A 26,802-nucleotide genomic window follows, 5' to 3' on the forward strand; every position below is an offset into this window, starting at 1 on the left:
ACGTTGCGATCCTCGCTGGCCGCGGACGGCCAGCGCTGCCTCAGCGCCGCCGGGCGCCCCGTCGCCCTCACCACCGGTTGCGATCCTCGCTGGCCGCGGACGGCCAGCGCTGCCCCTGTATGAAACTCCCTACACCCCACCGTACGGGTTGCGATCCTCGCTGGCCGCGGACGGCCAGCGCTGCTACGTGACCTTGTCGCCGCGCCGCGTACCGGCGACGTTGCGATCCTCGCTGGCCGCGGACGGCCAGCGCTGCTGTCGCCGCTCGCGGCCGTCGACGCGGGCGCGGGTACGTTGCGATCCTCGCTGGCCGCGGACGGCCAGCGCTGCGCGACCGTTCAGCTGGTCACTCGGTTCGTCTCCGGGTTGCGATCCTCGCTGGCCGCGGACGGCCAGCGCTGCCCTGCACGACCAGGAAGTTCATCGTTGGCCAGGCCCAGGACGAGACATTGTTCCCGATCAGTGAGATGACACGCCAGCTACCGCTTCGGAACCTACAGGCGTGTCACGCGACGCTCCAGGTTCCGAAGCGATCGACGACAGCAAAGACGACAGCAAAGGAGTCCCGGCGCACCACGCGGAAACCTCTGATGGATAGCGAAAATACGTCCACGGTTGAGCTGCGCCGATACGGGAGCTAAGCCGAGGCGTCCGCCGCGAACAACGCCATCATCGGAAGGACCTACGTACGCAGTAGTGGCGGGTTCCAGCACACGGACGTCGTGGAAGGCGAAATAACCCACATACTGGGTCTCGTGCATTCCCACGGTCGGATCGCCGATCGGGCAAGCTGCCAGCTTATGCGTGTAGAACCTGGCCGATGTGACCGGCATCGTTCGACGGTCACGTACCGCCGTTATGCGCCCTCGAGCTCGGTCTTCGTCAGGCTTGCCGAAGCGTTATCAAGCCGCACCTCCGTTACCAAAGACCGTGACATTGTCGCGCCAATTCGAAGCTGCTTCCGGAGCGTCTCAGCGGAGATTGGACGCCGGTAACGTCGCCAGTGGTCAGCGTCCGCTCGGCGAGCACGTTCCACCAGTTCCTCATCGAGGGCAGCCGTCCGACGGGATTCCACTGCTATCTGCTCGCTACGCCGAACGTTCGTGGGCTCGTACACATTCAGTTCCCCGTGGTCGCACTTCGGCTCTGAGGACGGGACGCCGGACTGCCCTGATCCGGGATCACCACTTGCGGTGTTCAGCGCGCGGAGCAGGCCAGGCCCCGCCTCGGCCCACCCGATCAGCAGCAGCGGCCCAACCGAGTCAAACGCGGCCTTGCCCCAGTGGCCCGCGAACACCGGGTCTGCGACGTTCAGGAATAGCGTAACGACGCTCGCCGCAAGCAGTAGGTGGCGCGCTGGCCTTAGCGCGTCGTCACTGGCTCCGGTAAGCGCCAGGTGCCGAGTTCCGACGAGCAGGCCCAGCACCGTCAAGTCAACGGCCGGCGCCACCAGTGGTGCCACGAACATCGGCACTTGCAGCTTCAACGCGAGATTCAGGACGTTCCCGAACCCGAACAGGAATGTGAGCCCGATGACCAGCCCCATCATGACCGTGACAAACCGAGCAACTGTCTGCGAATTGGCGCTCATGCCGGGCTCCTTCCCGAGCCCGGCAGCTCGAAGCTCGCCTCGAGCACCAACGTGCCACTAAAAAGTCCCTGGTCAGTCCCGCACTCATCCTTTGGTAGTCCTGCCAAGGGCAGGCACCTGCGCCGCAGGGACCGCACGTGCTGGAGCCTCCCCAACGACTCAATGGCGAGCGCCACACACCGCCAGGAGAGCACAACATAATCTTGCGAAGTCACCCGGCATCACCGCCCTTACGACGACGTCGAGCAATCCTGACAGTCGCGGAGAGCAGCAGCTCACGAGCGCCTGAGCGCTGTGTGGATGCTGTACGTGCCCCGGACGGGGATCGAACCCGCACTGTGTCGATTTTAAGTCGACTGCCTCTGCCAGTTGGGCTACCGGGGCACCGACAGCCTAGGCGATCCCTGTCAGCTCGCCGCTTCAGTACGCCGATATTCGAGCCAACGGAGCCTGAGCTCCTCGCGGAGCCGGAAGAGCCGGAGCGCGAACGCCGTGAAGGCCTCCTTCCCTACGTTCAAGGTAGGGAAGGAGGCCTTCACGGAACTACGAAGTCAGGACTTCGACAGCCGGTCGAACTCCTCGCGCGGGTTGTTGATCTGGCCGAGCGAGATGACCTCGCGCCGGAACAGGCCGCCGAGCATCCAGTCGAACAGGATGCGGATCTTGCGGTTCCACGTCGGCATCGCCTTGAGGTGGTACGCGCGGTGGAAGAGCCAGGCCGGGAAGCCCTTGATCTTCAGGTTCAGCGCGTCGGCGACACCCTTGTGCAGGCCGAGGCTGGCCACCGCACCCAGGTTCTTGTGGTAGTAGTCCTTCGGCTTGCCGCCGCGGATCACCTTGATGATGTTCTTCGACAGCAGCCGCGCCTGGCGCACGGCGTGCTGCGCGTTCGGCGGGCAGGTCGCGGTCGGGTCCTGCTCGGTACGCGAGAGGTCCGGTACGGCGGCGTTGTCACCGGCGGTCCAGACGTCGGGGTGCCCGACGACCTGCATCGCGGCGGTGGCCTCGACCCGGCCGCGCTTGTCCAGCGGCAGGTCCGAGCTGGCGAGCACCGGGTTCGCCTTCACACCGGCGGTCCAGATGATCGTGTCGGTGTCGAATTCGGTGCCGTCCGAGAGCACGACGTGGCCGTTCTCGAACGACTTCGCGGCTGTCGACAAATAGACTTCGATGCCGCGCTTCTCGAGCTGCTCGACGGTGTACACACCGAGCGTCTCGCGCACCTCGGGGAGGATCCGCCCGGCGGCCTCGACGAGCACCCAGCGGATGTCCTCGACCTTGAGGTTCGGGTAGTAGTTCTCCACCGCGAACCGGGTCATGTCCTCGAGTTCGGCGAGCGCTTCGATACCGGCGAACCCGCCGCCGACGACGGTGAACGTCAGCAGGCGCTTGCGCTGCTCGGGATCGAGCGTGCTGGCGGCCTCGTCCAGCTTCGTCATGACGTGGTTGCGCAGGTAGATCGCCTCGCCGATGGTCTTGAAGGCGATACCTTCCTCGACCAGGCCCGGGATCGGCAGGATGCGCGCGACGGCGCCGAGCGCGACCACGAGGACGTCGTAGTTCAGCTGCTCGACGTGCCCGTCGGCGGCCTCGACCGTCACGGCTTTGCGCTCGTGCTCGATCTTCGTCACGCGCGCGGTGAGCACGTGGCAGCGCTTGAGCACGCGCCTCAACGGCACGACCACGTGCCGCGGTTCGATCGCACCGGCCGCCGCCTCGGGCAGGAAGGGGGCATAGGTCATGTGCGGCTGCGGATCAACGACCGTCACGGACGCTTCGTTGGCCCGGAGCATCTTCTGGAGCCCGTACGCCGTGTAGAGCCCGACGTACCCACCACCAAGGACGAGGATCCGTGTCGGTTCCGACTTAACACCAGCCATATTCCTATAGTCGCACCCATCTGCTGAGATCGCTCGCAGACCCCATCCGGCTGTGACCAGCGTCGCCACGGTTTCCGCACCGATTCAGTTCAGGCCGGCCGCCGAGGTCGCGGAGGCCAGGACGTCGCACACCATGTCAAGCGTCAGGCGGCCGGTCTGGACATTGCGCTGCGACACGTGGTAACAGCCGAAAAGGCGCAGGTCGCCGAGTTCCACTTCCGCTCCGTGACCGAACTTCGGGCGTGGCGCGGGCACCGGCCAGCCCGCCTCCGCGAGCACCGGCAGCAACGCCTGCCAGCCGAACGCGCCGAGCACCACGACGGCCTTCAGCGTCGGCTTCAGCAACGCGAGTTCGGCCGCGAGCCACGATCGGCAGGTCTCCCGTTCCTCAGGTGTGGGCTTGTTGGCGGGTGGCGCGCATCTCACCGGAGAGACCATCCGGGTACCCCGCAGCTCGAGCCCGTCACCTATATGGGTCGACGTCGGCTGTGACGCCACCCCGACCCGGTGAAGCGCCTTGAAGAGAACGTCACCGGACGGGTCGCCGGTGAACAGGCGGCCGGTCCGGTTCGCGCCGTGCGCGGAGGGAGCCAGGCCGACGATGGCCAGTGACGCGTCCGGCGGTCCGAAGCCGGGTACCGGCCGGGCCCAGTAGGTCTCGCCGGCGAACGCCGCCCGCTTGGCCACGGCGATCTCCTCGCGCCAGGCGACCAGCCGCGGGCAGGCACGGCAGTCCACGACCTCGGCGTCGAGTTCGGCGAGCGAACGGAACCTCATAACGCTTCTTTCAGGGTGTCCCGGGCGAGGCGGTCGGCGTGCCGGGTCGTCTCCGGCTGACGGAACGACGGTGCCAGCCGCAGCACCTGGCGGCACGCGTTCTCCAGCGAGATCTTGTGGCCGACGGAGACGTAAACGGGCTTCACGTCGTCCTGGGTGCGCAGAACCGCGCCGACGACATCGCCTTCGTCCAGCAGGGGCGCCCGCGAGCCACGGGTGCCGCCGGGTTCGTCGTGTTCGCCGATGAACCGGGTCTTGCCGACCCCGATGGACGGCAGGCCGGTCACGACGCCGACGTGGCAGGCGAGCCCGAATCGGCGCGGGTGCGCCAGGCCGTGCCCATCGCAGACCAGCAGATCCGGGACGTGATCGAGCGCGCGGAGGGCGTCGAGCAGCGGAGGAAGCTCGCGAAACGCGAAAAGGCCCGGTTCGTACGGGAACGAAACCCGGGAGACGACCGATCGCTTTTCCACGACGCGGAATCCGGAGGTTTCGAGGGTGACGGCGGCCGCGGCGATCAGGCCGCTGGCCTCGTCGTACGCGACGTCCAGCCCGGTGACCGTGACGATCTCTTGTGGACAGCGATCTTCGAGATCGACCAGGCCACGCAGGGTTTCCTGGATCTCGATCGCCTGCCCTGGCGTGCTCGGGCGATCATGCGCCGTGACGATGTCCACTCCTACAGACTGCCAGTAAGTTGGAAGCATGCCGGACACGAATCCCGATTCGAAGGCCACCGACGAGAAGGACACCCCGTCGGTGGAAACCAAGGTCGAGCCGACCGACGACCTGGTCACCACGAAGCACACGCTGACGCTCAAGCGCAAGAAGCTCGCGTACACCGCCCAGACCGGGCGGATCGTGCTGCGGAAGGAGGTCATCACCGACGGCAAGTCCGAAGGCCACAAGGCCAAGGCCGAGGTGTTCCTGACCGCCTACACGCTCGACGACGCGGAGCCCGGCTCGCGGCCGGTCACGTTCGCGTTCAACGGCGGGCCCGGCTCGGCGAGTGTCTGGCTGCACATGGGCCTGCTCGGCCCGCGCCGCGTGCTTTCCGGCGATGTCGACGACCCGGTCGCGCCGCCCTACGGGCTGACCGACAACCAGGAAACCCTGCTGGCGCACAGCGACCTGGTGTTCATCGACCCGGTGTCGACCGGCTATTCCCGCGCCGTGGACGGCGAGGCGGCCAAGGAGTACCACGGATACACCGCAGACATCGAGTCCATCGGCGAGATCATCCGGCTGTGGGTCTCGCGCAAACAGCGCTGGCTGTCGCCGAAGTTCCTGGCCGGCGAGTCGTACGGCACGCTCCGCGCGGCCGGGCTGGCGTCGCATCTGCAGGAACGCCACGGGATGTACTTCAACGGGCTCCTGCTCATCTCGTCCGTGCTGGACCTGGGCACACTGCGGTTCACCGAGGGCAACGACCTGCCGTACTCGCTCTACGTGCCGACCTACGCGGCGATCGCGCACTACCACGGTCTCCACGGCGACCGGCCGCTCGACGACGTCCTCGCCGACGCCGAGGACTTCGCGGCCAAGGAACTCCCCTGGGCCCTCGCCCGCGGCGCGCGTCTGTCCACACAGGACCGCGCGGAAGCGGTGGCGACACTCGCTTCGCTGACCGGACTTAGTGAGTCCTATGTGGACCGGGTCAACCTGCGGATCGAGCACGTGCGGTACTTCACCGAACTGCTGCGGGACAAGGGGCTGGTCGTCGGGCGGATGGACGGCCGGTTCACCACCTGGGAGCCCGACGGCGGTCGCGAGCACATGAGCGACGATCCGTCGATCTCGCGGATCATCGGCGCCTACACGGGCGGGCTCAACCACTATGTACGCGCCGAACTGGGCTACGAGAACGACCTGCCGTACGAGATCCTCTCGACGGACGTCTTCAAGGCCTGGTCGTACTCGGACTTCGAGGGACGCTCAGTGTCCTCTGTGGACTCGCTCGCGTCGGCCATGCGGGCGAACCCGCACCTTCGGGTGCACGTCGCCTTCGGTCACTACGATGGCGCGACGCCGTACTTCGCGTCGGAGCACGTGCTGGCGCGGCTTCAGATTCCCGAGGAACTGCGGGAGAACATCGACACGGCGTACTACCCGGCCGGACACATGATGTACGTGCACGAGGAGTCGCGGGTGCGGCAGGCGAAGGACCTCGCGAAGTTCATCAAAGCCGCTTCGGGCAAGTAGTCGCCCTCGGCCCTCCAAGTGTCCCCTCAGACGCCATGAACGGTCCGTTCCTTGCAAATTTTGCAAGGAACGGACCGTTCATGGCACTCCGGCACCGAGTTCTGTCGGTTCTCCGGTCCACCATGTCGGCATGTACCTATCACGGGCTCCACTAACGGACTCATACCTACGTCAACACAGTCGGCACGGCGTAATCCGCGTGGCGACCCTGGAGAGACTCGGGGTCACACAAAGCACGTCGTATCGAAGATGCCAGCCTGGTGGAAGGTGGACTCACCTCCTACCGGGCATCGTCCTTCTCTCGAAGGAGCAGCCAAGCGCACGGCAGCGGGTGGAAGCCGCACTGATGCTCACCCATGCCCTGGGGGTCGTCACCGGCTTCGAGGCTGCACGACGTTACGGGCTACGACAATCCGGTCCCCATGGGACAGTCCACGTGCTCATCCCCGAACAGCACCAAGTACGAAGCGTCAAGTTCGCGATCATCGAACGAACGATCGCGATGCCGGAACGCCGCGTGCTCGAAGGGGTACCGCTGGCGGCACCGGCTCGAGCCGTCTTGGATGGCGTAAGGCGCATTCGGGATCTCGACCCGGTTCGCGCTCTGCTCATCGAAGCCATCGAGACGGGCCTCTGCACGGTGGACGAGTTGAGCGCCGAACTCGAATCCGGCAGCAGACGAGGAACAGCTCTCCCTCGCGCCGTGCTCCGAGAGCTCGCCGCCGATGTCAAGTCTGTCCCTGAAGCTGCATCGCTGGCGATCTGGAAGAAGGCGGGCCTGCCGCCTGCCGAGCGGAACGTCAAGATCTACGACGCCTTCGGCAACTACATCGGCAAGCCGGATTCATGGTGCGACGAGCTCGGCATGGCATGGGAAGTCGATTCGTATGCCTTCCACTTCGGCAGGGACGTTTATCGGAAGACCCTCCATCGCAACAATCGCTATGCGGCTGCGGGGATCATCGTCGTCCAGACCCTGCCGTCGCGGATTCGCGACGAACCGGAGAAGGTCATCGCCGAACTCCGTGCCGCGGCCGACGCAGCGGCGCGACGCCCGAGGCCTGATGTCACTGTGGTCCGCACCGATCGAGCCGCGTGACGGCCCGGCCGCATACGCTATGAACGGTCCGTTCCTTGCAAAATTTGCAAGGAACGGACCGTTCATAGCACTCGAAGGAAACGAGGGTCAGCCGCGCAGGAACTCCGAACCGCGCGTCACGGCCGACCAGGCGTCAACGGCACCGTGACCGTAGAAGCCGTTGAACGAAGCGTCACCGGTGCAGGTCGCGGTGAACGACGCGTCCCGGCCTTCCTTCAGGTAGTCGACGGTCCGCGGCGTCGGGCAGGCGATGTCCGAAGCCGTGCCCTCGAGCACCCGCTGCACGGCGTCCGGGTTCATCCCGAAATCGCGCGAACCCTTGCCGTACTGCGAAACGATCAGCGCCGCGACACCGGTCGCGTGTGGCGACGCCATCGACGTCCCCTGCAGCCACTGGTAGTAGCCGACGCGGCCGTCGGCGGCGGTCGCCTTCTTGACACCGGCGGTCACACCGTCGGGCGTGACGTTCCCGTCCGCGTCGATCATGCCCTCGGCGACACCGACGTTGCGCGGGTAGGTCGAGAGGATCTGGTTCTCGACCGTGCGGAACCACGGGGTGCCGTAGTAGTCACGGAAGTAACCACCGGGCGCGGACACCGAGATCTGCTCGGTCCCGTAGTTCGAGTAGTCCGCCTTCGCCTGCGACGGGCCGAAGGACGAGACGCCGATCGTGTGCGGGCCTTCGATGGGCAGCGAGAGGCAGCTCGCGTTGTCGATCTGCCGCGGGTGCGTGCTGTTCGACGGGTAGCCCGGGCTCGACGCGTCCGGCTGCGGGGCGGCCAGGTCGCTGTGCTGGTTGCCCAGCGAGACCACCTGGGTGACACCCTTGCGGTGCGCGTAGTTCAGCGCACGGGTCGTCGCCTCGATGATGGTGCGCTGCTCGGCCTGCTGCTCGGGCGTGTCCGCGGGGTTCGCGGTGCAGTTGTACAGCCAGGGGTCAGTGAAGAAGCTCATGTTCACGACGTCCACACCGGCGTCGCCGGCGTAGGTGATCGCGTCCACGGTCGGCTGCAGGAAGAAGAAGCCCGAGTCCTGCCCGGCGCGGAGGTTCACCAGCGTCACGTTCGGGGCGACACCCGAGACACCGAAACCGTTCGCGGCGGCGCCGATGGTGCCGGCGACGTGCGTGCCGTGGCCGTTGTCGTCGTGATCCACCGGGTCGACACAGCCGCGGAATTCACACGGTCCGTCGACGACGCCGCCGTTCACGTCGGAGACGATGTCCTTCGTGAAGTTCCGCGACGCGGCGCGGTCGAAGTTCGGCGCGATGTCCGGGTGGCTGCCGTCGACGCCGGTGTCGATGACGCCGACCTTCACCCGCTTGTCACCCGGCTGCTTGGTACGCGAAAGGTCCGACCGGACGGATTTGAGTCCCCAGAGCTGATCGTCGAGCGGGTCCATGCCGACGGCGTTCGCCTGCACCGGCTTCTTGGCCGACGCGGCGCCCCGGCCCTCCTTCTCGACGACACCCGGCTTGACCTTCGCCTTGCCCTGCTTCGGCGCGGTGCCGATCGCCTTCGCCTTGGCGGCACCGAAGACCGCGCGGTCCGCGGAGACCCGCTCGGCGAAACCGTTGGCGGGCGCGGTCGCGGTGATCAGGCCGACCGCGGCGTTGCTCGTCACGACGGTGCCCCCGGCGGCGCGGATCGCCCTTTCCACCGAGGCCACGCTCTGGCCTTCACGGGCCAGTACGGAGAATTCGGTCGCCGCACCGGAAAGCTGCGGCTGCGCGGAAGCCGTCGGCGCGGCCACGATTGCACCGAACAGCGGTACCGCGAGCGCGATCACGAGAGATCTTGGCTTTTTCACTTCCTGCCTCCTGAAGAATGCTATTCGTGCAAACTACGTCAGCTGTCCATCACGTATCAACGAAGTCCCTACGAAAGTCAGGGGACGACGGTTTTCTCCTCCGCGAAATGACAGGCGGACAAATGCCCACCGGACCGGGTGATCAATTCGGGTTCCTGATCCGCGCAAATGTCCTGCGCCTTCCAGCACCGCGTGCGGAACCGGCAGCCGGACGGCGGATCCAGCGGGCTCGGCACGTCGCCTTCCAGGCGGATCACCTGACGCTGCCCGCGTAACGCCGGATCCGCGACCGGCACCGCGGACAACAGCGCCTGCGTATAGGGATGCGACGGATGTTCGTAGATCTCCTCTTCCGTCCCCATTTCCACGATCTTGCCGAGATACATCACCGCGACCCGCGTGGAAAGGTGACGGACAACGGACAGATCATGTGCGATGAACACATAGGAAAGGCCGAATTCCTTCTGCAGTTCACCGAGCAGGTTCATCACCTGCGCCTGGATCGAAACGTCCAGCGCGGAAACGGGTTCGTCGCAGATGATGACCTTCGGCCGCAACGCCAGCGCCCGCGCGATCCCGATGCGCTGACGCTGCCCGCCGGAGAACTGGTGCGGATAGCGGTTGATGTGCTCGGGGTTCAACCCGACGACGTCGAGCAGTTCCCGCACCTTCGCCGCCCGCGACCCCTTCGGCGCCACCTCGGTGTGGATTTCGAAGGGCTCGCCGATGATGTCGCCGACCGTCATCCTCGGGTTCAGCGAGGTGTACGGATCCTGCAGCACGATCTGGATCTCACGCCGCAGCCTCCGCAGTTCCGCTCCCCGCAACGCGAAGATGTCGCGGCCTTCGAAGGTCGCGAGCCCGCCCGTGGGTTCCTCCAGCCGCATCAGCACCTGGGCCAGCGTGGACTTGCCACAGCCGGACTCCCCCACGACGCCGAGTGTTTCCCCCGGCATCAGGTCGAAGGAGACCCCGTCGACGGCCTTCACGTGCCCGATGGTGCGTTTGAAGAGGATCCCCGCCCGCACGGGGAAGTACTTCACCAGGTTCTCGACCCGCAGAATGGGCTCAGACACGGCCGCTCACCACCTCGTCGGCGAAGTGGCAGGCGCTGACCCGGCCGAAACCGAGACTGTGCAGGGCGGGCCGTTCGGTCTCGCACCGGCTTTCCGCCCGTGGGCAGCGCGGATGGAACGGGCAGCCGGGCGGCACGTTCAACAGGCTCGGCGGCAGGCCCTTGATGGTCTCCAGCGTCTGTCCTTTGAGGTCGAGCCGCGGCAGCGAGGCCATCAGCGCCTCGGTGTAGGGATGCCCCGGCGAGCGGAACAACTCGGCGACGTCGGCCTGTTCGACGATCCGGCCCGCGTACATCACCGCGATCCGGTCGGCGACCTCGGCGACCACCGCCAGGTCGTGGGTGATCAGGATCAGCCCCATCCGCCGTTCGGCCTGGATCTCCGCCAGCAGGTCCATGATCTGGGCCTGCACGGTGACGTCGAGCGCGGTCGTCGGCTCGTCCGCGATCAGCAGATCCGGGTCGAGCGCGAGCGACATGGCGATCATCGCGCGCTGCCGCATCCCACCGGAGAACTGGTGCGGATACTCGCGGACGCGGCGGGCGGCCGCCGGGATACGCACGATGTCGAGCAGTTCGATCGCCCGTTTGCGTGCGTCCTTTTTGGACATACCAAGCCGGACCCGCAGCTGTTCTTCGATCTGGAAGCCCACGGTGAACACGGGATTCAACGCCGACAGCGCGTCCTGGAAGATCATCGCGATCTCCCCGCCCCGCACTTCACGCCGCCGCTCTTCGGTGGCGGTGAGCAGATCCTCGCCGCGGTACCGGACGGCACCGCCGGTGACGACGGCGGGCGGGCTGTCGAGAATGCCCATCACCGTCTGCGCCGTGACACTTTTACCGGAGCCCGATTCTCCCAGCACGGCAAGGGTTTCCCCGGCGTGCACGGAGTAGTCGACGCCGTTGAGCACGGTCGCGACACCGTCGGAGGTACGGAATTCGACGTGGAGGTCTTCCACTTCCAGCAGCAATTCGTCGGTCACGGCCGATCACCGGGCCTTCGGGTCGAGCGCGTCGCGGATCCCGTCACCGAGCATGACGAAAGCGAGCACGGTGATGGTCACGAACCCGGCGGGGAACAACAGCATGTGCGGATTCACCCGGAAGTAGTCCCGCGCGTCGCTGATCATCACGCCCCACGAGACGACCGGCGGCCGCACGCCGACGCCGAGATACGCCAGTGTCGCTTCCGCGCCGATGAACGCGCCGAGCGCGATGGTCCCGTAGACCAGCACCGGCGCGACCGTGTTGGGCAGCAGATGCCGGAACACGATGCGCGGCGTGCTCGCGCCGAGACCGCGTGCGGCCTTGACGTAGTCGAGCTGTTTGGCCACCAGCGTCGCCGACCGCATGATGCGCATCGCCACCGGCCAGCTCAGCGCGGCGATCGAGACGACCACCTGCACGATGATGGTGACCACGCCGGGATTCGAGCCGGGCGCGTTGAACGTGGTCAGGATGACGATCGCGCCGAGCACGAACGGCAGCGCCGCGAAGATGTCGCCCACCCGCGAGAACAGGCTGTCGACGAGACGGCCGTAATACCCGGCGACGATCCCGACCACCGAACCGATCAGGATCGTCAGGATCGTCGCGAAGACACCGACCAGCAGCGACGCCCGCGCGCCGTGGATGGTCCGCGCGTAGACGTCGTATCCCTGGTTGTCGTAACCGAACCAGGCGTCCGCGGACGGTCCTTCGTTGGCGTGGAGCAGATCGCTGAACCCGGCGGGCCGGGAACTGAACAGGTCGGGCGCGATCGCGATGAGCACGACGAGCGCGATGATGACGGCGGAGATGATGAACGACGGCCGCTTGCGCAGCATCCGCCAGGCGTCGCCGCCGAGACTGCGCGGTTTGTGCGCCACCGCGGAATCGTCGGCGACACCGGCGCTCGCGACGTCCACAGAGGACACCCCGCCGGCCACATTGGGGTCAGTCATAACGGATCCTCGGGTCGAGAACGGCGTAGAGCAGGTCGACGATGAGACTCACCAGCAGATAGACCATCACCAGCAGGACGACGACGCCGGTGACGGTGGCGCCCTCCCGGTTCTGGATACCGCGGAAGATGAGCCCGCCGATGCCGTTGATGTTGAACACGCCTTCGGTGACGATGGCCCCGCCCATGAGCGCGCCGATGTCGGTGCCGATGAAGGTCAGCACCGGGATCACCGAGTTCCGGAGCAGGTGCACACCGACGACCCGGCTGCGCGGCTGTCCTTTCGCGACGGCCGTGCGGACGTAGTCGGCGTGCCGGTTCTCCGCGATGCTCGTTCTGGTCAGCCGGGCAATGTAGGCCATGGAAAGGCTGCCGAGCGCGATTCCGGGCACGATCAGTTCGCCGATCGTGGCGTCCTCGGACACGCTCGCGTCGATGATGCCCAGTTCCGAACCGAGGACGATCTGCAGCACGATCGCGGTCACGAACACCGGGATCGAGATCAGGAACGTGGTGGACATCAGCACGAGGTTGTCGAGGAAACCCTTGCCGCGCAAGCCGGTCAGGATGCCCGCGGACAAACCGATGATCGCTTCGATGGCCACCGCGATGAGGGCGAGCCGGACGGTCACCGGATAGGCGTTGCCGATCAGCTCGCCGACCGAGACACCGTTGAAGGTCTCGCCCCAGTCGCCGGTGAACAGGTTGCCGAGGTATTTGAAGTACTGGACGAAGATCGAATCGTCGAGGTTGAACTTCGCCGTCATCATCTCGATGTAGGCGGGCGGGCAGGCGACCTGGCCGCATTTGCCGGCGAACGGGTCACCGGGCACCGCCCACACGAGGGCGTAGATGAGGAACGTCGTGCCGAAGAAGACCGGGATGAGTTGAAGTAGTCGTCGAAGGATGTACTGGGGCATGGGCGTGCCGTCCTGGGGATCGCGTGGTGGGAGCCTTCGGTCCGGCTGGTCGTGAGTGGCGTTTCGGGTTAGAACCCGAAACGGCACTCACGACCAGCGCAACCACGCGATTACTTCGCCGCGACCTCGATGGACGAGTAGTCCGCGAGGCGACCGAAGTCGAGCTTCGCGACCTTGAGCCGGTTCGACTTGCCGCCGACACCCTTCTCTTCCCACACGGGGATCTGCGGCAGATCCTTCGCGATCAGGTCCTCGGCCTGCTGGTACAGCTTGATCGCGGCCGCCTTGTCGGCGGTCTGGTCCGCCTGGGTCAGCAGCGCGTCCACGGCCGGGTTGTTGTACGTGGAGTCGTTCGACGAACCGGTGCTCTTGTAGCGCGGGTTCAGGTAGTTCTCGATCGACGGGTAGTCGGCGGACCAGTCGGAGCGGCCCATACCGGTCAGCTGACGGTTGTTGACGATGCTGCGCCACTGCCCGAAATCGGTCGCCGGCACGAAGTCGCATTCGACGCCGAGCGCGTTCTTGATGCTGTTGCACGCCGCGACCAGCGGCTCCTTGCGGCCACCGTCGGCGTTCGACGCGATGGTCAGCTTGCCGGTGAACCCGGACTTCGCGAAGAACTCCTTGGCCTTCACCGGATCGAACTTGCAGAACTCGCCGCAGACACCGGGCCGGTAGCCTTCGATACCGCGCGACACGTAGCCGTCGGCGGGCGCGTAGGTGTCGTTCATGACGGTCTTGACGATCTGCTCGCGGTCGATGGCCAGCGAGATCGCCTTGCGCAGGTCGAGGTTGTTGTAACCCGGGACGTAGTACGGGAGCGCGAGCGCGCTGATGCCGAGCAGCTTCCCTTCGACCAGACGCTCACCGAGGTCGGTCTTGTACTTGCCGCCGGCCTTCGCCGCCGGCGGGAGCGCCTCCATGAAGTCGAGGCGGTTGCTCAGCAGATCCTGGTACGCGGTCTCCTGGCTGGTGTAGATACGGACTTCCAGGTCCTTGAACTTGACCTTGTCCTCGCCCTGGTACTCGTCGTACCGCGTGAGCTTCATGTTCTGGTTGGGCGTACGCGAAACGAACTTCAGCGGGCCGTTGCCGATCGGGGCCTTGGCGAACGCCTCCGGGTCGGCGAAGAACTTGTCCGGCAGCGGCGCGAAGGCGAGGTAACCGATCTTGGTGGCGAACACCGAGAACGGCCCCTTGAGGGTGACCTGGAACTCGTAGTCGTTCACGACCTTGAGCCCGGACATCTCCTTGACGGCCGGTTCCTTGGCGCTGATCTCGTCGTAGCCCTGGATCTGCTCGAAGAACGACGCGTTCTGCATGCCGTTCTTGCCGTTCGCGCTGTAGTTCCAGGCGTCGACGAAGTTCTTGGCCTTGACCTCGGTCCCGTCGTGGAACTTCCAGCCCTTTTTGATCTTGATGTCGAAGACCTTGGAATCGGTCGTGTTGATCGATTCGGCCATCAGGTTGTACGGCTCGGCGGTGTCGGATTTGTAGCCGACCAGCGCCGAGAAGACCGGCTTGAGGGCCTTGGACCCGCCGAGCTCGTTGGTGTTGGCGGGAATCAGCGAGTTCTCCGGCTCGGTGCCGTAGACCGAAACCGACGCGTTGGCGTCGGTGGCGCCGGATCCCTTGTTCTCACCGGACCCACCACCCCCACAGGCCGTCAGCAGCAGGGCCGCCGTGGCCACCACCGCCGTCGCTCCCCAGAACCCGCGTGAAGCCCGCATGTCCCCTCCAACTCTCGTCGTCGGATTGTCGGCGGGCGCTGGTCGCGCCCTACCGCCCAGAAGGTGAGACGACGCTATGGGACAGGTGAAGGCGATCACAGTGCGTTGGTGTTGCAAATGTGTGACGGTCTCCCGGACCACCCGGTTAGAGCACAACGTTGGTAGGAACGACGCTGCGCCGAATGGCCCAATCCTGGCTGGAGGTCACCACTTGATCACCTAAAGAAATGGCTTCACGTAAGAGAAAACCCGACTGTCAAGCCAAGGACAGCGCGATCCCGTCGAGGATGTCGTGCTCGGAGATCACCAGCTCGTCGGGACCACCGCGCGTGGCGAACTGCTCCGCCAGCACCTGCACGATCACCGAGCCGCCGCCGATCACGTCGACCCGGCCCGGGTGGATCACCGGGTTCGCGGCGCGGGTGGCATGGTCGGCCGTGAGAAGCGACTGCGCGACCCGGTCGATGTCGGCGTGGGAGAGCTTCGAAAGGTGCGTGCGCTCGGAGTCGTACTCCGACAGGCCCTGCGCCACGGCGGTCAGGGTCGTGACCGTCCCGGCGACGCCGATCCACGTCTTGGCGGTGGACACGTCCACGACGTCGAAGGCCTCAGTGAGCACCTTCGCGGCCAACTCGCGGGCTTCGGCGATCTCGGCCGCGGTCGGCGGGTCCGACTTCAGCGCGCGTTCGGTGATCCGCACACAGCCGATGTCGACCGACTTGGCCGCGATGACCTCCGCCTGGCGGCCGTCCCAGGTGCCGACCACGAGTTCGGTCGAACCGCCGCCGACGTCGACCACCACGAAGGGACCGTCGTCGGGATCCTGCTCACCGACGGCGCCGGTGAAGGAAAGGCGCGCCTCTTCGTCGCCGCTGATGACCTCGGCCTCGGTGCCGAGCACCTCGCGCGTCATCGCGAAGAACTCGTCACGGTTGCTCGCGTCACGGGTCGCGGACGTCGCGACCATGCGGACCTTCTCGACACCCTTGCGGCGCGCGGCGATCGTGTAATCGGCAAGCGCCTTGCGGGTGCGCTCGAGCGCCTCGGGCGCCAGCTTGCCGGTGGCGTCCACACCCTGGCCGAGGCGGACGATCCGCATCTCGCGGTGCAGGTCGCGCAGGTCGACCGTCCCGTCGTGGCGGGGGGTCAGCTCGGCGACGAGCAGGCGGATGGAGTTGGTCCCACAGTCGATCGCGGCAACACGAGGCATGACGCCAGCGTAGTCAATGCCGATCAGGTGGGTTTGCCGCTGGTCGACCCTTCCGAGCTCGGCGGAGGTGTACACGTCGGCGTCGCCGTGGGGCTCTGGGACGTGCTCGGCGGAGTCGAAGACGGGCTCTCTGTCGGGCAGGGCGGCAGAGAAGTCGACGAAGACGGAGTGGACGTATTCGAAGTGGTTGCAGGCTTCGACGAGGACGACGAACCCGAATTGCTCGGCGGCAGCGAACTCGACGGCGGCGGCGTCACCGAACCGGGTGGTGTCGACGGCACCGGAGGCGGCGGCACCGACACGGGCGGCGGAGCGGCACCGGCGTTCGGCGCGCCGATGGGCACCTTGCTGTCCGGCGTCGGCAGCACCCCCGTGCGGTAGGCCTCGGCCCAGATCAGCACGGTGTTCACGTAGGTGTCCGAGTTGTTGTAGCGGAACACGGCCGCGCGCAACTGATCCGGTTTCGACAGATCGAGGCCGCCGGAGCACAGGTACCGGCCCGTGCCCAGCGCCGCGTCGAAGATGTTGTTCGGATTGGATTCGCCGTCGCCGTTGCCGTCGGAGGCGTAGCGGGCCCAGGTCGACGGGATGAACTGCGTCGGGCCGACGGCGCGATCCCAGACCGTGTCGCCGTCGAACTTCCCGCCGTCGGTGTCCGGGATGGCGGCGAACGGGCCGGCGCCGTTGAGCTGCGGGCCCAGGATCGGTTCGAGGGTGTTGCCCTTCGCGTCGACGTAACCGCCGCGCGCGTGGTTGGACTCGATGCGGCCGATACTCGCGATCAGCGCCCAGTCGATATGACAGCCGGGCTGTTCGGCGATGAGGATGTCGGCGGCGTTGCGGTACGCGGCGAGCGCGGTGACCGGGATGCCGAGCGGTCCGTTGGGGAGTTCGTCCGCGGGGAGCGGGAGCGGGGTCGGCGCGTTCGGCAGGCTGCCGTCGACACCGATCTGCTGGACCAGCGGGTTCTTGGGGTCGTAGCCGCCGACGAGGGCGACGTTGTCGGTGTGGATCGTGCTCGCCGTCGCGGCCCAGCTGCCGGTACCGACGACCGCGGCACCGGCCGGGACGATGGCGAGGACACCTCCGGCCACCGCGGCGATCGTGCGGTGCCGGAGACAAAGTCTCCGGACATGACCGGAGACCGCGCCTGGCACCTGCCTCACGCGCATACCCCTGAACCCTCCCCGGCGGATCACGACTCGGTGATCCGGTAAACCCACCCCGACAAACCCACGACTGGTACACAGCCTGCCGCATGCGGTGACCGGTTTCACCCCATTGAGGACGACCAGTTGGCCGACATCGGGTGAATTAACCCACCTGGAGGAACTATCTGTACATCGGTGGCCGGTGTTACCCCTGGCAGTCGCCCGATGGCCATCCGTTCGCCTTGAGCAGCGCGAGGGTTTCGTCACCGAACGGGTTCACGCCGGGGCCGACGGCGAGCGTGTGCGCGAGGTGGACGTGCAGGCATTTGACGCGGCCGGGCATCCCGCCCGCGCTGACCTCGTGACCGAGCGAGTCGATGGCGTCACGTTCGGCGAGGTAGCTCTCGTGGGTCCGCTGGTAGGCGGCCGCCAGCTCGGGATCCTCCGCGAGCCGGTCGGTCATCTCCTTCATCAGCCCGGACGCTTCGAGCGTGCCGACCATCGACGTCAGCTTCGGGCAGGTCAAGTAGTAGAGCGTGGGGAACGGCGTGCCGTCGTCGAGGCGGGGGCTGGTCTGCACGACCGACGGGTGGCCGCTCGGGCAGCGCGCGGCGACGGCGCGCAGCGCACGGGGTGCCCGGCCGAGCTGTTCCGCGATGATCTCGCGGTCGGCGTCGGTCACGGGCTCGAAGGAAGACTTTTCCGTGCTGTTCACACCCCTAAGGCTAAAGGGAGTGCTTCAGCCGCCCGCGACCTGATCCCACAGCTTCTCGTACCAGGAGCCCGCGGGCACCGGCTGCTGACCTTGCGGCTGTCCCTGCTCGGGCGCCTTGTCCTCGGGGAGCTGCACGATGTACGGCGTCTCGCCGGGCTTCACGAAACCGAACCGCTTGCGGGCCTCGGCTTCGATCTGCGCGGGGTCGCTCAGCTCGGCCTTGCGGCCTTCCAGCTGGGTGACGCTGCGCTGCAGTTCGGACTGCAGCTGCTGCTGTTCGTTCACCTCGGACTTCTGGCTGAGGTACGTGCGCAGCGGGACGGCGATGGTGAACGCGAGCGCGCACACCACGATCGCCACCACCGCGGCCCGGCGGGTGGTGGACATGCCGAGCACCTTCGCGGCACCCGATGCCCGTTTCGCCGCCAGGCTGCGGCGCAGCCGGGTTCGGGCGCGGACCTCCGTCGTCGTCGTGCGACGGGCACGCTCCGGCCGGCGGCCCCTGCTGGAGCCGCCACCGCTCGCGCGCCCGCCGCTACGACGGGTCGTCGTCCGCGCCCTCCCCCGGTCCGCCATGGCTGATTACCCCTCCGGGCTGAACCGCGGGAACGCGAGGTCGCCGGCGTAGCGAGCCGCGTCAGCGAGGGTCTCCTCGATGCGGAGCAGCTGGTTGTACTTGGCGATCCGCTCGCCGCGCGCCGGGGCGCCGGTCTTGATCTGGCCGACACCGGTCGCGACGGCGAGGTCGGCGATGAAGGTGTCCTCGGTCTCGCCGGACCGGTGGCTCATCATCGACTTGTAGCCGTAGGAGGTGGCCAGCGAGATCGCGTCGAGGGTCTCCGACAGGGTGCCGATCTGGTTGACCTTCACCAGCAGCGCGTTGGCGGCGCGGCGGGTGATGCCCTCTTCGAGGCGGTCCGGGTTGGTGACGAACAGGTCGTCGCCGACCAGCTGGACCTTCTCGCCGATCTCGGTGGTCAGCTGGACCCAGCCGTCCCAGTCGTCCTCGCTCAGCGGGTCCTCGATGGACACGAGCGGGTAGTCGCGGACGAGCTCGCCGTAGTAGGCGGACATCTGCTCGGCGCTCTTCTTCGCGCCTTCGAAGGTGTACGCGCCGTCGGAGAAGAACTCCGTGGCGGCGACGTCGAGCGCGAGCGCGACGTCGCGGCCCGGGGCGTACCCGGCCTTCTCGATCGCCTGAAGGATCAGGTCGAGCGCTTCGCGGTTGTTCTTCAGGCTGGGCGCGAAGCCGCCTTCGTCACCGAGGCCGGTCGCCAGGCCGCGGCCCTTCAGGACCGACTTCAGCGAGTGGTAGACCTCGGTGCCCCAGCGCAGGGCCTCGCGGAACGACTCGGCGCCGATCGGCGCGATCATGAATTCCTGGATGTCGACATCGGTGTCGGCGTGCGCGCCACCGTTGAGGATGTTCAGCATCGGCACCGGCAGCACGTGCGCGTTCGGCCCGCCGAGGTAGCGGAAGAGCTCCAGCTCGGCCGACTCCGCGGCGGCCTTCGCGACGGCGAGCGAAACGCCGAGGATGGCGTTCGCGCCGAGGCGGGACTTCGCCGGCGTGCCGTCGAGGTCGACCAGCTTCTGGTCGACGATGCGCTGGTCGACGGCGTCGGTGCCGACCAGGTCCGGGCCGATCTCGTCCAGGACGGCCGCGACCGCGCGCTCGACACCCTTGCCGTTGTACCGGCCGGTGTCGCCGTCACGCAGCTCGACGGCTTCGTGTTCGCCGGTGGACGCACCCGAGGGGACCGCGGCCCGCGCCAGCGTGCCGTCGTCGAGAGCCACCTCCACTTCGACCGTCGGGTTGCCTCGCGAGTCCAGAATCTCGCGAGCGCCTACCTGCTCGATGAGCGCCACGCCATGCTCCTCATGTGGGTTGTGCCTGCGGTGACCGGGCCCAGCCTAGCCGTCACCGCAGTTCACCCGTTGGAGGCACGCGCCACATCAGCCGCCGACCGGGCTATTCCTCGACTGGTTCGTCCGCCCGGACTTCCTTCCAGCCCGACGGGAGCTCGACCGTGTCGGAGAACTGCTGCCAGAAGGTCCAGCTGTTGCCGCCGATGTCGGAGACGGTGAACACGCGGGCGCCGTACGGCTGGTCCTGGGGCGCGTCGATGTCGGCGTCGTCGCCCAGCGCGGCGCGGACCCGCTCGTACTGCGCGTCGGCGTCGGCGACGTAGACGATGTTCAGCTGCCCGACCGGGCCGTCGACGCCCTTGGCCTGCCAGTACTCGGGGCCGACCCCCGCCAGCTGGATCTTGGCCGGACCGGCGCACAGCGTGGCCTGGAACACCTCTCCCGAGCCGTCGGCGAAGCGCACTTCCTCGGTGAACCCGAACACTCTGACCAGCCACGCGACCGCCTCGGTGGCGTCGGCGTAGTAGAGGTACGGCGCGAGCCCGAGGTATCCGGGCTCGTTTTCGGGCCTATCCGCTTCGGTACTGCTCATGGCAGGACAGTCCACCATGACCGTTTCAGCAGTCGAGATCGGCCCTGCCCAGGCGTATCGTGGAGCGGACCATGATGGATGCCGAACCCGCCCCAGAACCCGGCCCGGACCCGTCCGGCGAGTCACGGTTCCGCGCCTTCCGACAGGCGGAGGCGCTGGTCGAAAGCCGCAGGCCGCTCGACGCGCTCAAGGCACTCGAGCCCTTGCTGGAACACGAAACCGACAAACCGAGTGTTCAGTTGCTGGCGGGCCGCGCGTACTTCCACTCCGCACAGTTGCGGCGGGCGGAGCGTGCCTTCACCCGGGTGCTGGAGCTGGATCCCACCGATCATTACGCGCGGTTCGTACTCGGACGGACCCTCCAGCGCCTCGGCCGGTTGACCGAGGCGCTCGCGCAGATGCGGATAGCGTCGGCGATGCATCCGATCCCGGAGTATCTGGAAGCGATCAGCGAGGTCAGCGCGCGGATCGCGTTGCGCGACTGACCGGGCGCCTCATTTCGACCTGGCCCGCAGATGCGCCCGTTCGCCCTGCTTGCCGAACAGCACCAGCAGCTCCACCGGTCCCGGCCCCGCGCTGCCGAACCAGTGCGGCACCCGAGTGTCGAACTCGGCGGCCTCGCCGGGCCCCATCGTGAAGTCGCGATCGCCGAGCAACGCCCGCAACCGTCCACTGAGGACGTACATCCATTCGTAGCCCTCGTGGGTGCGCTGCACCGGCTCGATGTCCTCGACCGGGATCAGCAGTTTGAACGCCTGCGGCTGCCCGGGCTGCGCGGTCAGCGCCCACGCGGTGAACCGGCCGAACTTCTGTGCCTTCATCCGGACCCGCGGATCGGCGGGTTCGGGTTCGCCGACCAGTTCGTCGAGCGGGACCTGATGCGCCGCCGACAGCGTGAGCAGCAGCTCAAGCGTGGCCTTCCGCGTGCCCGATTCGAGCCGCGAGAGCGTGCTGGCGGAGATCCCCGTCGCCTCCGAAAGCGCGGAGAGGGTGGTACCGCGTTCCTTGCGAAGGGCCTTGAGCTTCGGGCCGACCTCGGCGAGCCGCCGTTCGATGTCCTCCATGTCTTCAGTTTGCCAAATCGGCAATGAACTTTGCCAACTTTCGCGGAGATCCGGATGCTCGGGACCATGAACGAAGAATTCGACGTGGTGATCATCGGTGGTGGCGTCGCGGGCCTCAGCGCGGCCTTGGTGCTGGGCAGGGCCCGGCGCAAGGTGGCCGTGATCGACGGCGGCACTCCGCGCAACGCGCCCGCCGCGCACGCACACGGTTTCCTGACCAGGGACGGCATTCCACCCAAAGAACTACTGGAGATAGGCCGTGACGAAGTCCGCGCGTACGGCGTCGAGATCATCGACGACGTCGTCCACCGGCTGCGGCACGACAAGGCGGTGGAACTGGCGAGCGGACGGGTCGTCAGCGGACGGCGGATCGTGGTGACCACCGGGCTGGCCGACGAACTGCCGGACGTCCCCGGCGTCGCGGAGCGCTTCGGCGCCGACGTGCTGCACTGCCCGTACTGCCACGGCTGGGAGGTGCGCGATCAGCGGTTCGGCGTGCTCGCCACATCCGCGAATTCGGTCCACCAGGCGCTGATCGTCTGGCAGTGGAGCAAGGACTTGACCTTCTTCACGCATACCCAGCAGCTCTCGGCCGAGGACCGGGCGAAGCTGACCGGGCTGGGCGTCCGGATCGTCGACGGGAAGGTGTCCGAGCTCGCCGTCGAAAACGACCGGCTGACCGGCGTCCGGCTCGTCGACGGCGAATTCGTCGAACGCGACGTCGTGTTCGTCGGCCCGAAGTTCGTCCCGCACGACCGGCTACTCGCCCAGGTCGGCTGCGCCCGGACCGAAACGGGCGCGATCGCGGTGGACGCACAGGGCCGCACGAACGTCGACGGTGTCTGGGCGGCGGGGAACGTCGTCGATCCGATGGCGCAGCTCGTCGTCGCGGCGGGTGACGCCTACCGGATGGCGGCGGCGCTCAACTTCGATCTGGTGCTCGAAGATCAGGGCGCGACGCTGGCGTCCGCGTAGGTGTCGGCCGCGCTGAAGACTTCCTGGACGTAGGGCACCGCGGGGTTGAACACCCGCATCGACTTCCACCAGCCGTCCGGGGTGGCGACGTCGTCGCCGGCGGCGCAGAGGTAGCGGGCGGTGGCGAAGGCGGCGTCGTCGAGGTCCTTCGGATCCGGCTGCTTGCCGTCGCTCCTGGCCCGGGCGGAGTGCTTGGCCCAGATCTCGGGCGGGAGCGTGATCGGACCGGGCCTGCCCTGCGCCGTCTCGACGTGGGAGATGCCGGCGAGGGTCGCCCACGAGAGATGGCAGCCCGGCTTCTGCCGCCGCAGCCACATCTCGGCCCGGCCGTAGGCGGACAGATCGGTGACGGAGAGCCGGGTCTTCGCGGCCACGCGCTTCGCCCAGGTCTCCAATTCGGCCGCGTCGGAAACGGTGGGCCGGTCGGGCGGCGCGGCGAGCCCGGCACGCGGCGTCGCCACCCCGGGCTGCGGCTTCTGGTCGGGGACCGCGAGCGCGGGCTGGGGCTGAGGTGCCGGAGGCGGTTCCTCGCCGGCAGGCCGGTTCACCCCGACCGTCATGATCAGCACCACGCCCGTGAGCACGAGCCCGCCCGCGAAGGCGAGCCTGGGGACGTACGGCGGCAGAGGGCGCGCTGGATGCTCCGGGGCGTCGGTGCTCTGGGCGGTTTCGGCCACCCGGACAGGTTACTTCGCCACACTTCCGGGCGATGACCCATTCGGCTTACGAAGCCAACTGACGGTAAAGCGAATCGGTAACCGGTCCTCGGCGGCCGATTCGTTATCTGAAGCACCGAGTTCACGCTGACCTGGGAATGCTTCGAAACACCCCGTCCGATCAAGGTCTCTTCATGCGTTTCGTCCAGTTCTGGACCGTGTCACTCCCCCTGGACTTTCAGGGAAGCCTTACCTAAAACCAGGAGGTTCAGTCGGCACGACCAGGGAGAACGACGTGTGGTTCGCGAGTGCGCTCATCGGCCTGCGTGAAGGCCTCGAAGCGGCCCTCGTCGTCAGCATCCTCGTCGCGTTCCTGGTCAAGACCGAACGACGGCACGCGCTGCGCTGGGTCTGGCTCGGGGTCGGCGTCGCGGTCGCGCTGTCGGTCGGGGTCGGCGCGATCCTCACCTACTCCACCGCCCAGCTGACCTTCGAACAGCAGGAGCTGCTCGGCGGCACGCTGTCGATCGTCGCGGTCGGTTTCGTGACGGCGATGATCTTCTGGATGCGCAAGGCGTCGAGGACGATCGCCGCGGAACTGCGCGGAAAACTCGACGAAGCGCTCGACGTCGGCCCGGTCGCGGTGCTCGTCCTGTCGTTCTTCGCCGTCGGCCGCGAAGGCCTGGAGACGGCGGTGTTCTTCTATTCCACCGTGCAGACCGCGCAGGGCGGCACGACCGAACCGTTGATCGGTTTCAGCGCGGGCATCCTCGTCGCGGTCGTGCTCGCGTACCTGATCTACCGCGGCGCCGTCCGGTTCGACCTCGGCAAGTTCTTCACGATCACCGGTGTCCTGCTGGTGTTCGTCGCGGCGGGCGTCCTCGGCTACGGCCTGCACGACCTGCAGGAGGCCGCCTTCCTGCCCGGGCTGACCACGCTCGCGTTCGACGCCTCGGCCGTCCTGCCGGAGGACAGCTGGTACGGCGCGCTGCTCAAGGGGATCTTCAACTACTCGCAGCAGACGACGGTCCTGCAGGCCGTCGCGTGGGTCGCCTACGTGGCGATCGTGCTGCCGCTGTTCCTCAGGCCCAAGAAGAAGGCCACGGCACCCGCCGCGGCCGCGATCAAGGAGTGACCCTCGTGTCTCGTCGATTCCCGCTCGTCGCGCTCGCCGGCGTCGGCGCCATCGTGCTCACCGCCTGCGGTGGCGGCGAGGAAGCGCCCACCGCGGCCGGCGGCCCGATCAAGGTCGAAGCCTCCGACTCGGCCTGCGCCGTCTCGGCGACCACCGCGAACGCTGGCAACGTGACCTTCGAGATCACCAACAAGGGCACCAAGGTCACCGAGTTCTACCTCTACGCCGAGGGCGACCGGATCATGGGCGAGGTCGAGAACATCGCGCCAGGGCTGAACCGGCGGCTCATCGTCGAGGTCGCCGAAGCGGGCAAGTACCAGACCGCGTGCAAACCCGGTATGACCGGCACCGGCATCCGGGGCGACTTCACCGTCACCGGCGGCGGCGCGAAGCAGAACGACCCGAACTCGCAGAAGGCGCAGGCGGTCAAGAGCTACGCGGAGTACGTCGCGAACAACACCAAGGCGCTCGACGAGGAGACCGCCAAGTTCGTCGCGCTGGTGAAGGCGGGCAAGGTCGACGAGGCGAAGGCCGCGTACGCCCGCACGCGCGTCTACTTCGAGCGGGTCGAGCCGGTGGCAGAGAAGTTCGGCGACCTCGACCCGAAGATCGACGCACGCGAGGCCGACCTCGAACCGGGCCAGAAGTTCACCGGGTTCCACCGGCTGGAGAAGGATCTCTGGGTGACCGGTCTGCAGGCCGACTCGCCGCAGATCGCCGACCAGCTCCTAGCCGACGTCAAGGAACTGGTGACCAAGTCGGCGTCGATCGAGCTGAACGCGCTCGACCTGGCCAACGGCGCGAAGGAACTGCTCGACGAGATCGCCACCGGAAAGATCACCGGCGAGGAGGAGGCGTTCTCGCACACCGACCTCTCGGACTTCCAGGGCAACCTCGACGGTTCGAAGGCCGCGATCGCCTCGCTGCGTCCGCTGCTGCAGGCGAAGGACCCGGCCTTGGTGTCCACTTTGGACAAAGAGTTCGGCAACGTGCAGGCACTGCTGGACAAGCAGCGTGAAGGCGACGGCTTCAAGCTGTACACCACGCTGAGCCAGGACCAGGTCAAGGAATTCGCGTCGGCGGTGGACGCGCTGAGCGAACCGCTGAGCAAGGTCGCCGAGGTCGCGGCGCAATGACCGGCGCGGAGCACACCCCGGTCACCCGCCGGAAGCTGTTCGGCATGGCGGGCGCGGGCGCCGCCCTGGTCGGGACCGGCGCTGCGGCGGGCTTCGGCGCGAACCAGCTCCTCGGCGGGGACAGCCCGGCGCAGGCGGCGCAGAGCGTCGTCGAGTTCCACGGCGAGCACCAGGCCGGGATCGTGACTCCCGTGCAGGAGAACCTGCATTTCGTCGCGCTGGACGTGACGACGAAGGATCGGGAAAAACTGGTCAAGCTGCTGCGCACGTGGACGGACGCGGCGCGGCGGATGACCGCGGGCCAGGAGGTCGGGACGGGAGGCGCCGTCGGTGGCGCCCCCGCCGCCCCGCCGAGCGACACCGGCGAGGCACTCGATCTGGCGGCGTCCTCGCTGACGCTGACGATCGGTTTCGGCCCGTCGCTGTTCGACGACCGGTTCGGGCTCGCCTCGAAGAGGCCCGCCGCGCTGATCGATCTCCCCCTGTTCCCCCAGGACAAACTCGACCCCGCGCGTAGCGGCGGCGACATCTGCGTCCAGGCTTGCGCGGACGATCCGCAGGTGGCGGTGCACGCCATCCGGAACCTGGTGCGGCTGGGTTTCGGCGTCACGGCGGTGCGCTGGTCGCAGCTCGGGTTCGGCCGCAGCTCGTCGACGTCGCGGGCGCAGTCCACGCCGCGGAATCTCTTCGGGTTCAAGGACGGGACGCGCAACATCAAGGCCGAGGAGACCGACGTCCTGCGCGACCAGGTGTGGGCGACGGCCGAAGACGGGCAGCCGTGGATGGCGGGCGGGTCGTACCTCGTGGCCAGGCGGATCCGGATGCACATCGAGACCTGGGACCGGGAATCGCTGAAGGGGCAGGAAGGGATCGTCGGCCGATCGAAGGGCTCGGGCGCGCCGCTGGGCCAGGCCGCCGAATTCGACACCCCCGATTTCCAGGTCGGCGGCGCCGGCGGCGAGAAGCTGATCCCGGAGGACTCCCACGTCCGGCTGGCCTCGCACGAAAACCTGAACGGGGCACGGATCCTGCGGCGCGGCTACAACTTCGTCGATGGCTCCGACGGTGTCGGGCACCTCGAAGCGGGGCTGTTCTTCCTCGCCTTCAACCGGGACACGCGCAAGCAGTTCGTGCCGATGCAGCAGGCGCTTTCGTCGAAGGACGCGATGATGGAGTACCTGCAGCACACCGGATCCGCTCATTTCGCCGTCCCGCCGGGCGTGCGCGAAGGCGGTTTCTGGGGCGAGGGCCTGTTCTCTTGACCTCCAGTT

The 26,802-nt window shown here is 67.3% G+C and carries 25 protein-coding genes, 1 tRNA gene and 1 CRISPR repeat array (1 of these 27 only partly in view); of the genes, 7 read left to right on the forward strand and 19 right to left on the reverse strand.

Going from position 1 to position 26,802, the window contains the following annotated elements; all coding sequences use genetic code 11:
* A CRISPR array of direct repeats spans nt 1-402; the repeat unit is 37 nt; unit sequence GTTGCGATCCTCGCTGGCCGCGGACGGCCAGCGCTGC (it extends 363 nt beyond the left edge of the window).
* Nucleotides 403-856: 454 nt separating this feature from the next.
* The 5 genes from AB8M46_RS05835 to AB8M46_RS05855 all read right to left on the reverse strand — a co-directional run bounded on the left by AB8M46_RS05835 (nt 857) and on the right by AB8M46_RS05855 (nt 4,925).
* On the reverse strand, nt 857-1,591 hold the full coding sequence (locus AB8M46_RS05835) for a hypothetical protein (RefSeq protein ID WP_394359750.1): 735 nt from the start codon (nt 1,589-1,591) through the stop codon (nt 857-859).
* A 310-nt stretch (nt 1,592-1,901) separates the two neighbouring features.
* Nucleotides 1,902-1,975: transfer RNA gene (locus tag AB8M46_RS05840), tRNA-Leu, on the reverse strand.
* Between the two features lie 167 nt (nt 1,976-2,142).
* A complete protein-coding gene (locus tag AB8M46_RS05845) occupies nt 2,143-3,471 on the reverse strand; it encodes an NAD(P)/FAD-dependent oxidoreductase (RefSeq protein ID WP_005155795.1) in 1,329 nt (442 codons plus the stop codon).
* 84 nt (nt 3,472-3,555) lie between these two features.
* Nucleotides 3,556-4,248, reverse strand: coding sequence for a uracil-DNA glycosylase (locus AB8M46_RS05850; protein WP_394359751.1), 693 nt, complete (start codon nt 4,246-4,248; stop codon nt 3,556-3,558).
* Nucleotides 4,245-4,925 carry an endonuclease V gene (locus tag AB8M46_RS05855; protein ID WP_394359752.1) on the reverse strand — a complete coding sequence of 227 codons (681 nt, stop codon included), beginning with the start codon at nt 4,923-4,925 and terminating at the stop codon, nt 4,245-4,247. Before AB8M46_RS05855 ends, AB8M46_RS05850 begins: the two co-directional genes overlap by 4 nt.
* Nucleotides 4,926-4,953: 28 nt before the next feature.
* Between AB8M46_RS05855 and AB8M46_RS05860 the strand changes: the two genes are divergently transcribed.
* Together AB8M46_RS05860 and AB8M46_RS05865 are read left to right on the forward strand one after the other, a co-directional pair.
* Nucleotides 4,954-6,450: a S10 family peptidase gene (locus AB8M46_RS05860; protein WP_037340732.1), complete on the forward strand. Its 1,497-nt coding sequence runs from the start codon at nt 4,954-4,956 to the stop codon at nt 6,448-6,450.
* A gap of 331 nt (nt 6,451-6,781) precedes the next feature.
* Nucleotides 6,782-7,549, forward strand: coding sequence for a hypothetical protein (locus tag AB8M46_RS05865; protein WP_394359753.1), 768 nt, complete (start codon nt 6,782-6,784; stop codon nt 7,547-7,549).
* Nucleotides 7,550-7,636: 87 nt separating this feature from the next.
* On the opposite strand, the gene AB8M46_RS05870 is transcribed toward AB8M46_RS05865, so the two are convergent.
* The 12 genes from AB8M46_RS05870 to AB8M46_RS05925 form a co-directional block, all read right to left on the reverse strand.
* Complete coding sequence (locus AB8M46_RS05870) at nt 7,637-9,358, reverse strand: S8 family serine peptidase (RefSeq protein WP_125733526.1); 1,722 nt, start codon at nt 9,356-9,358, stop codon at nt 7,637-7,639.
* Between the two features lie 77 nt (nt 9,359-9,435).
* A complete protein-coding gene (locus tag AB8M46_RS05875; protein WP_037340729.1) occupies nt 9,436-10,434 on the reverse strand; it encodes an ABC transporter ATP-binding protein in 999 nt (332 codons plus the stop codon).
* Complete coding sequence (locus AB8M46_RS05880) at nt 10,427-11,419, reverse strand: ABC transporter ATP-binding protein (protein WP_016337268.1); 993 nt, start codon at nt 11,417-11,419, stop codon at nt 10,427-10,429. The genes AB8M46_RS05875 and AB8M46_RS05880 overlap by 8 nt, the downstream gene beginning before the upstream one ends.
* 6 nt (nt 11,420-11,425) lie before the next feature.
* Entirely contained in the window at nt 11,426-12,379 is a 954-nt protein-coding gene (locus tag AB8M46_RS05885) for an ABC transporter permease (RefSeq protein WP_038508285.1), read from the reverse strand.
* On the reverse strand, nt 12,372-13,298 hold the full coding sequence (locus AB8M46_RS05890; protein ID WP_016337270.1) for an ABC transporter permease: 927 nt from the start codon (nt 13,296-13,298) through the stop codon (nt 12,372-12,374). Before AB8M46_RS05890 ends, AB8M46_RS05885 begins: the two co-directional genes overlap by 8 nt.
* Nucleotides 13,299-13,408: 110 nt before the next feature.
* Nucleotides 13,409-15,028 carry an ABC transporter substrate-binding protein gene (locus AB8M46_RS05895; RefSeq protein ID WP_016337271.1) on the reverse strand — a complete coding sequence of 540 codons (1,620 nt, stop codon included), beginning with the start codon at nt 15,026-15,028 and terminating at the stop codon, nt 13,409-13,411.
* 256 nt (nt 15,029-15,284) lie between these two features.
* Nucleotides 15,285-16,238: a Ppx/GppA phosphatase family protein gene (locus tag AB8M46_RS05900; RefSeq protein WP_037342450.1), complete on the reverse strand. Its 954-nt coding sequence runs from the start codon at nt 16,236-16,238 to the stop codon at nt 15,285-15,287.
* Between the two features lie 23 nt (nt 16,239-16,261).
* Nucleotides 16,262-17,410, reverse strand: coding sequence for a lytic transglycosylase domain-containing protein (locus tag AB8M46_RS05905; protein WP_037340724.1), 1,149 nt, complete (start codon nt 17,408-17,410; stop codon nt 16,262-16,264).
* 184 nt (nt 17,411-17,594) lie between these two features.
* Complete coding sequence (locus tag AB8M46_RS05910) at nt 17,595-18,104, reverse strand: DUF501 domain-containing protein (RefSeq protein ID WP_037340723.1); 510 nt, start codon at nt 18,102-18,104, stop codon at nt 17,595-17,597.
* A gap of 24 nt (nt 18,105-18,128) precedes the next feature.
* On the reverse strand, nt 18,129-18,491 hold the full coding sequence (locus tag AB8M46_RS05915) for a septum formation initiator family protein (RefSeq protein ID WP_123799156.1): 363 nt from the start codon (nt 18,489-18,491) through the stop codon (nt 18,129-18,131).
* 195 nt (nt 18,492-18,686) lie between these two features.
* The gene (eno, locus tag AB8M46_RS05920) at nt 18,687-19,973 is read right to left on the reverse strand and encodes a phosphopyruvate hydratase (RefSeq protein WP_016337276.1); all 1,287 of its coding nucleotides are present in this window, start codon (nt 19,971-19,973) and stop codon (nt 18,687-18,689) included.
* 103 nt (nt 19,974-20,076) lie between these two features.
* The gene (locus tag AB8M46_RS05925) at nt 20,077-20,565 is read right to left on the reverse strand and encodes a glyoxalase/bleomycin resistance/extradiol dioxygenase family protein (RefSeq protein ID WP_037340717.1); all 489 of its coding nucleotides are present in this window, start codon (nt 20,563-20,565) and stop codon (nt 20,077-20,079) included.
* Nucleotides 20,566-20,636: 71 nt separating this feature from the next.
* Here AB8M46_RS05925 and AB8M46_RS05930 point away from each other — a divergent pair, with 71 nt between their 5' ends.
* Complete coding sequence (locus AB8M46_RS05930) at nt 20,637-21,050, forward strand: tetratricopeptide repeat protein (protein ID WP_016337278.1); 414 nt, start codon at nt 20,637-20,639, stop codon at nt 21,048-21,050.
* A gap of 9 nt (nt 21,051-21,059) precedes the next feature.
* On the opposite strand, the gene AB8M46_RS05935 is transcribed toward AB8M46_RS05930, so the two are convergent.
* Nucleotides 21,060-21,629 carry a helix-turn-helix domain-containing protein gene (locus AB8M46_RS05935; RefSeq protein ID WP_007028810.1) on the reverse strand — a complete coding sequence of 190 codons (570 nt, stop codon included), beginning with the start codon at nt 21,627-21,629 and terminating at the stop codon, nt 21,060-21,062.
* 54 nt (nt 21,630-21,683) lie between these two features.
* Between AB8M46_RS05935 and AB8M46_RS05940 the strand changes: the two genes are divergently transcribed.
* Nucleotides 21,684-22,604, forward strand: a complete 921-nt coding sequence (locus AB8M46_RS05940) for an NAD(P)/FAD-dependent oxidoreductase (protein WP_394359754.1) — start codon at nt 21,684-21,686, stop codon at nt 22,602-22,604.
* Here AB8M46_RS05940 and AB8M46_RS05945 read toward each other — a convergent pair.
* Entirely contained in the window at nt 22,577-23,281 is a 705-nt protein-coding gene (locus AB8M46_RS05945) for a murein transglycosylase (protein WP_125733520.1), read from the reverse strand. The two genes, AB8M46_RS05940 and AB8M46_RS05945, sit on opposite strands and share 28 nt — an antisense overlap.
* Before the next feature lie 274 nt (nt 23,282-23,555).
* On the opposite strand from AB8M46_RS05945, the gene efeU reads away from it, so the two are divergent.
* The 3 genes from efeU to efeB are packed head-to-tail and all read left to right on the forward strand — an operon-like array spanning nt 23,556 to nt 26,793.
* Nucleotides 23,556-24,395, forward strand: a complete 840-nt coding sequence (gene efeU / locus AB8M46_RS05950; RefSeq protein WP_037340711.1) for an iron uptake transporter permease EfeU — start codon at nt 23,556-23,558, stop codon at nt 24,393-24,395.
* Nucleotides 24,396-24,400: 5 nt separating this feature from the next.
* Nucleotides 24,401-25,531 carry an iron uptake system protein EfeO gene (gene efeO / locus AB8M46_RS05955; protein WP_378421146.1) on the forward strand — a complete coding sequence of 377 codons (1,131 nt, stop codon included), beginning with the start codon at nt 24,401-24,403 and terminating at the stop codon, nt 25,529-25,531.
* Nucleotides 25,528-26,793, forward strand: a complete 1,266-nt coding sequence (gene efeB, locus AB8M46_RS05960; protein ID WP_037340707.1) for an iron uptake transporter deferrochelatase/peroxidase subunit — start codon at nt 25,528-25,530, stop codon at nt 26,791-26,793. The genes efeO and efeB overlap by 4 nt, the downstream gene beginning before the upstream one ends.
* The last annotated feature ends 9 nt before the right edge of the window (nt 26,794-26,802 follow it).

The sequence above is a fragment of the Amycolatopsis sp. SB7-3 genome (assembly GCF_041021335.1).
Classification (GTDB): domain Bacteria; phylum Actinomycetota; class Actinomycetes; order Mycobacteriales; family Pseudonocardiaceae; genus Amycolatopsis; species Amycolatopsis japonica.

What these genes read in the sequence shown, in the direction of transcription:
- AB8M46_RS05900 (WP_037342450.1), bottom strand. Translation starts at nt 16,238, where the DNA reads ATGCCTCGTGTTGCCGCGATCGACTGTGGGACCAACTCCATCCGCCTG.
- AB8M46_RS05850 (WP_394359751.1), bottom strand. Translation starts at nt 4,248, where the DNA reads ATGAGGTTCCGTTCGCTCGCCGAACTCGACGCCGAGGTCGTGGACTGC.
- AB8M46_RS05925 (WP_037340717.1), bottom strand. Translation starts at nt 20,565, where the DNA reads ATGAGCAGTACCGAAGCGGATAGGCCCGAAAACGAGCCCGGATACCTC.
- AB8M46_RS05885 (WP_038508285.1), bottom strand. Translation starts at nt 12,379, where the DNA reads ATGACTGACCCCAATGTGGCCGGCGGGGTGTCCTCTGTGGACGTCGCG.
- efeB (WP_037340707.1), top strand. Translation starts at nt 25,528, where the DNA reads ATGACCGGCGCGGAGCACACCCCGGTCACCCGCCGGAAGCTGTTCGGC.
- AB8M46_RS05890 (WP_016337270.1), bottom strand. Translation starts at nt 13,298, where the DNA reads ATGCCCCAGTACATCCTTCGACGACTACTTCAACTCATCCCGGTCTTC.
- AB8M46_RS05940 (WP_394359754.1), top strand. Translation starts at nt 21,684, where the DNA reads ATGCTCGGGACCATGAACGAAGAATTCGACGTGGTGATCATCGGTGGT.
- AB8M46_RS05860 (WP_037340732.1), top strand. Translation starts at nt 4,954, where the DNA reads ATGCCGGACACGAATCCCGATTCGAAGGCCACCGACGAGAAGGACACC.
- AB8M46_RS05930 (WP_016337278.1), top strand. Translation starts at nt 20,637, where the DNA reads ATGATGGATGCCGAACCCGCCCCAGAACCCGGCCCGGACCCGTCCGGC.
- AB8M46_RS05935 (WP_007028810.1), bottom strand. Translation starts at nt 21,629, where the DNA reads ATGGAGGACATCGAACGGCGGCTCGCCGAGGTCGGCCCGAAGCTCAAG.
- AB8M46_RS05915 (WP_123799156.1), bottom strand. Translation starts at nt 18,491, where the DNA reads ATGTCCACCACCCGCCGGGCCGCGGTGGTGGCGATCGTGGTGTGCGCG.
- AB8M46_RS05845 (WP_005155795.1), bottom strand. Translation starts at nt 3,471, where the DNA reads ATGGCTGGTGTTAAGTCGGAACCGACACGGATCCTCGTCCTTGGTGGT.
- AB8M46_RS05895 (WP_016337271.1), bottom strand. Translation starts at nt 15,028, where the DNA reads ATGCGGGCTTCACGCGGGTTCTGGGGAGCGACGGCGGTGGTGGCCACG.
- AB8M46_RS05835 (WP_394359750.1), bottom strand. Translation starts at nt 1,591, where the DNA reads ATGAGCGCCAATTCGCAGACAGTTGCTCGGTTTGTCACGGTCATGATG.
- AB8M46_RS05905 (WP_037340724.1), bottom strand. Translation starts at nt 17,410, where the DNA reads ATGCGCGTGAGGCAGGTGCCAGGCGCGGTCTCCGGTCATGTCCGGAGA.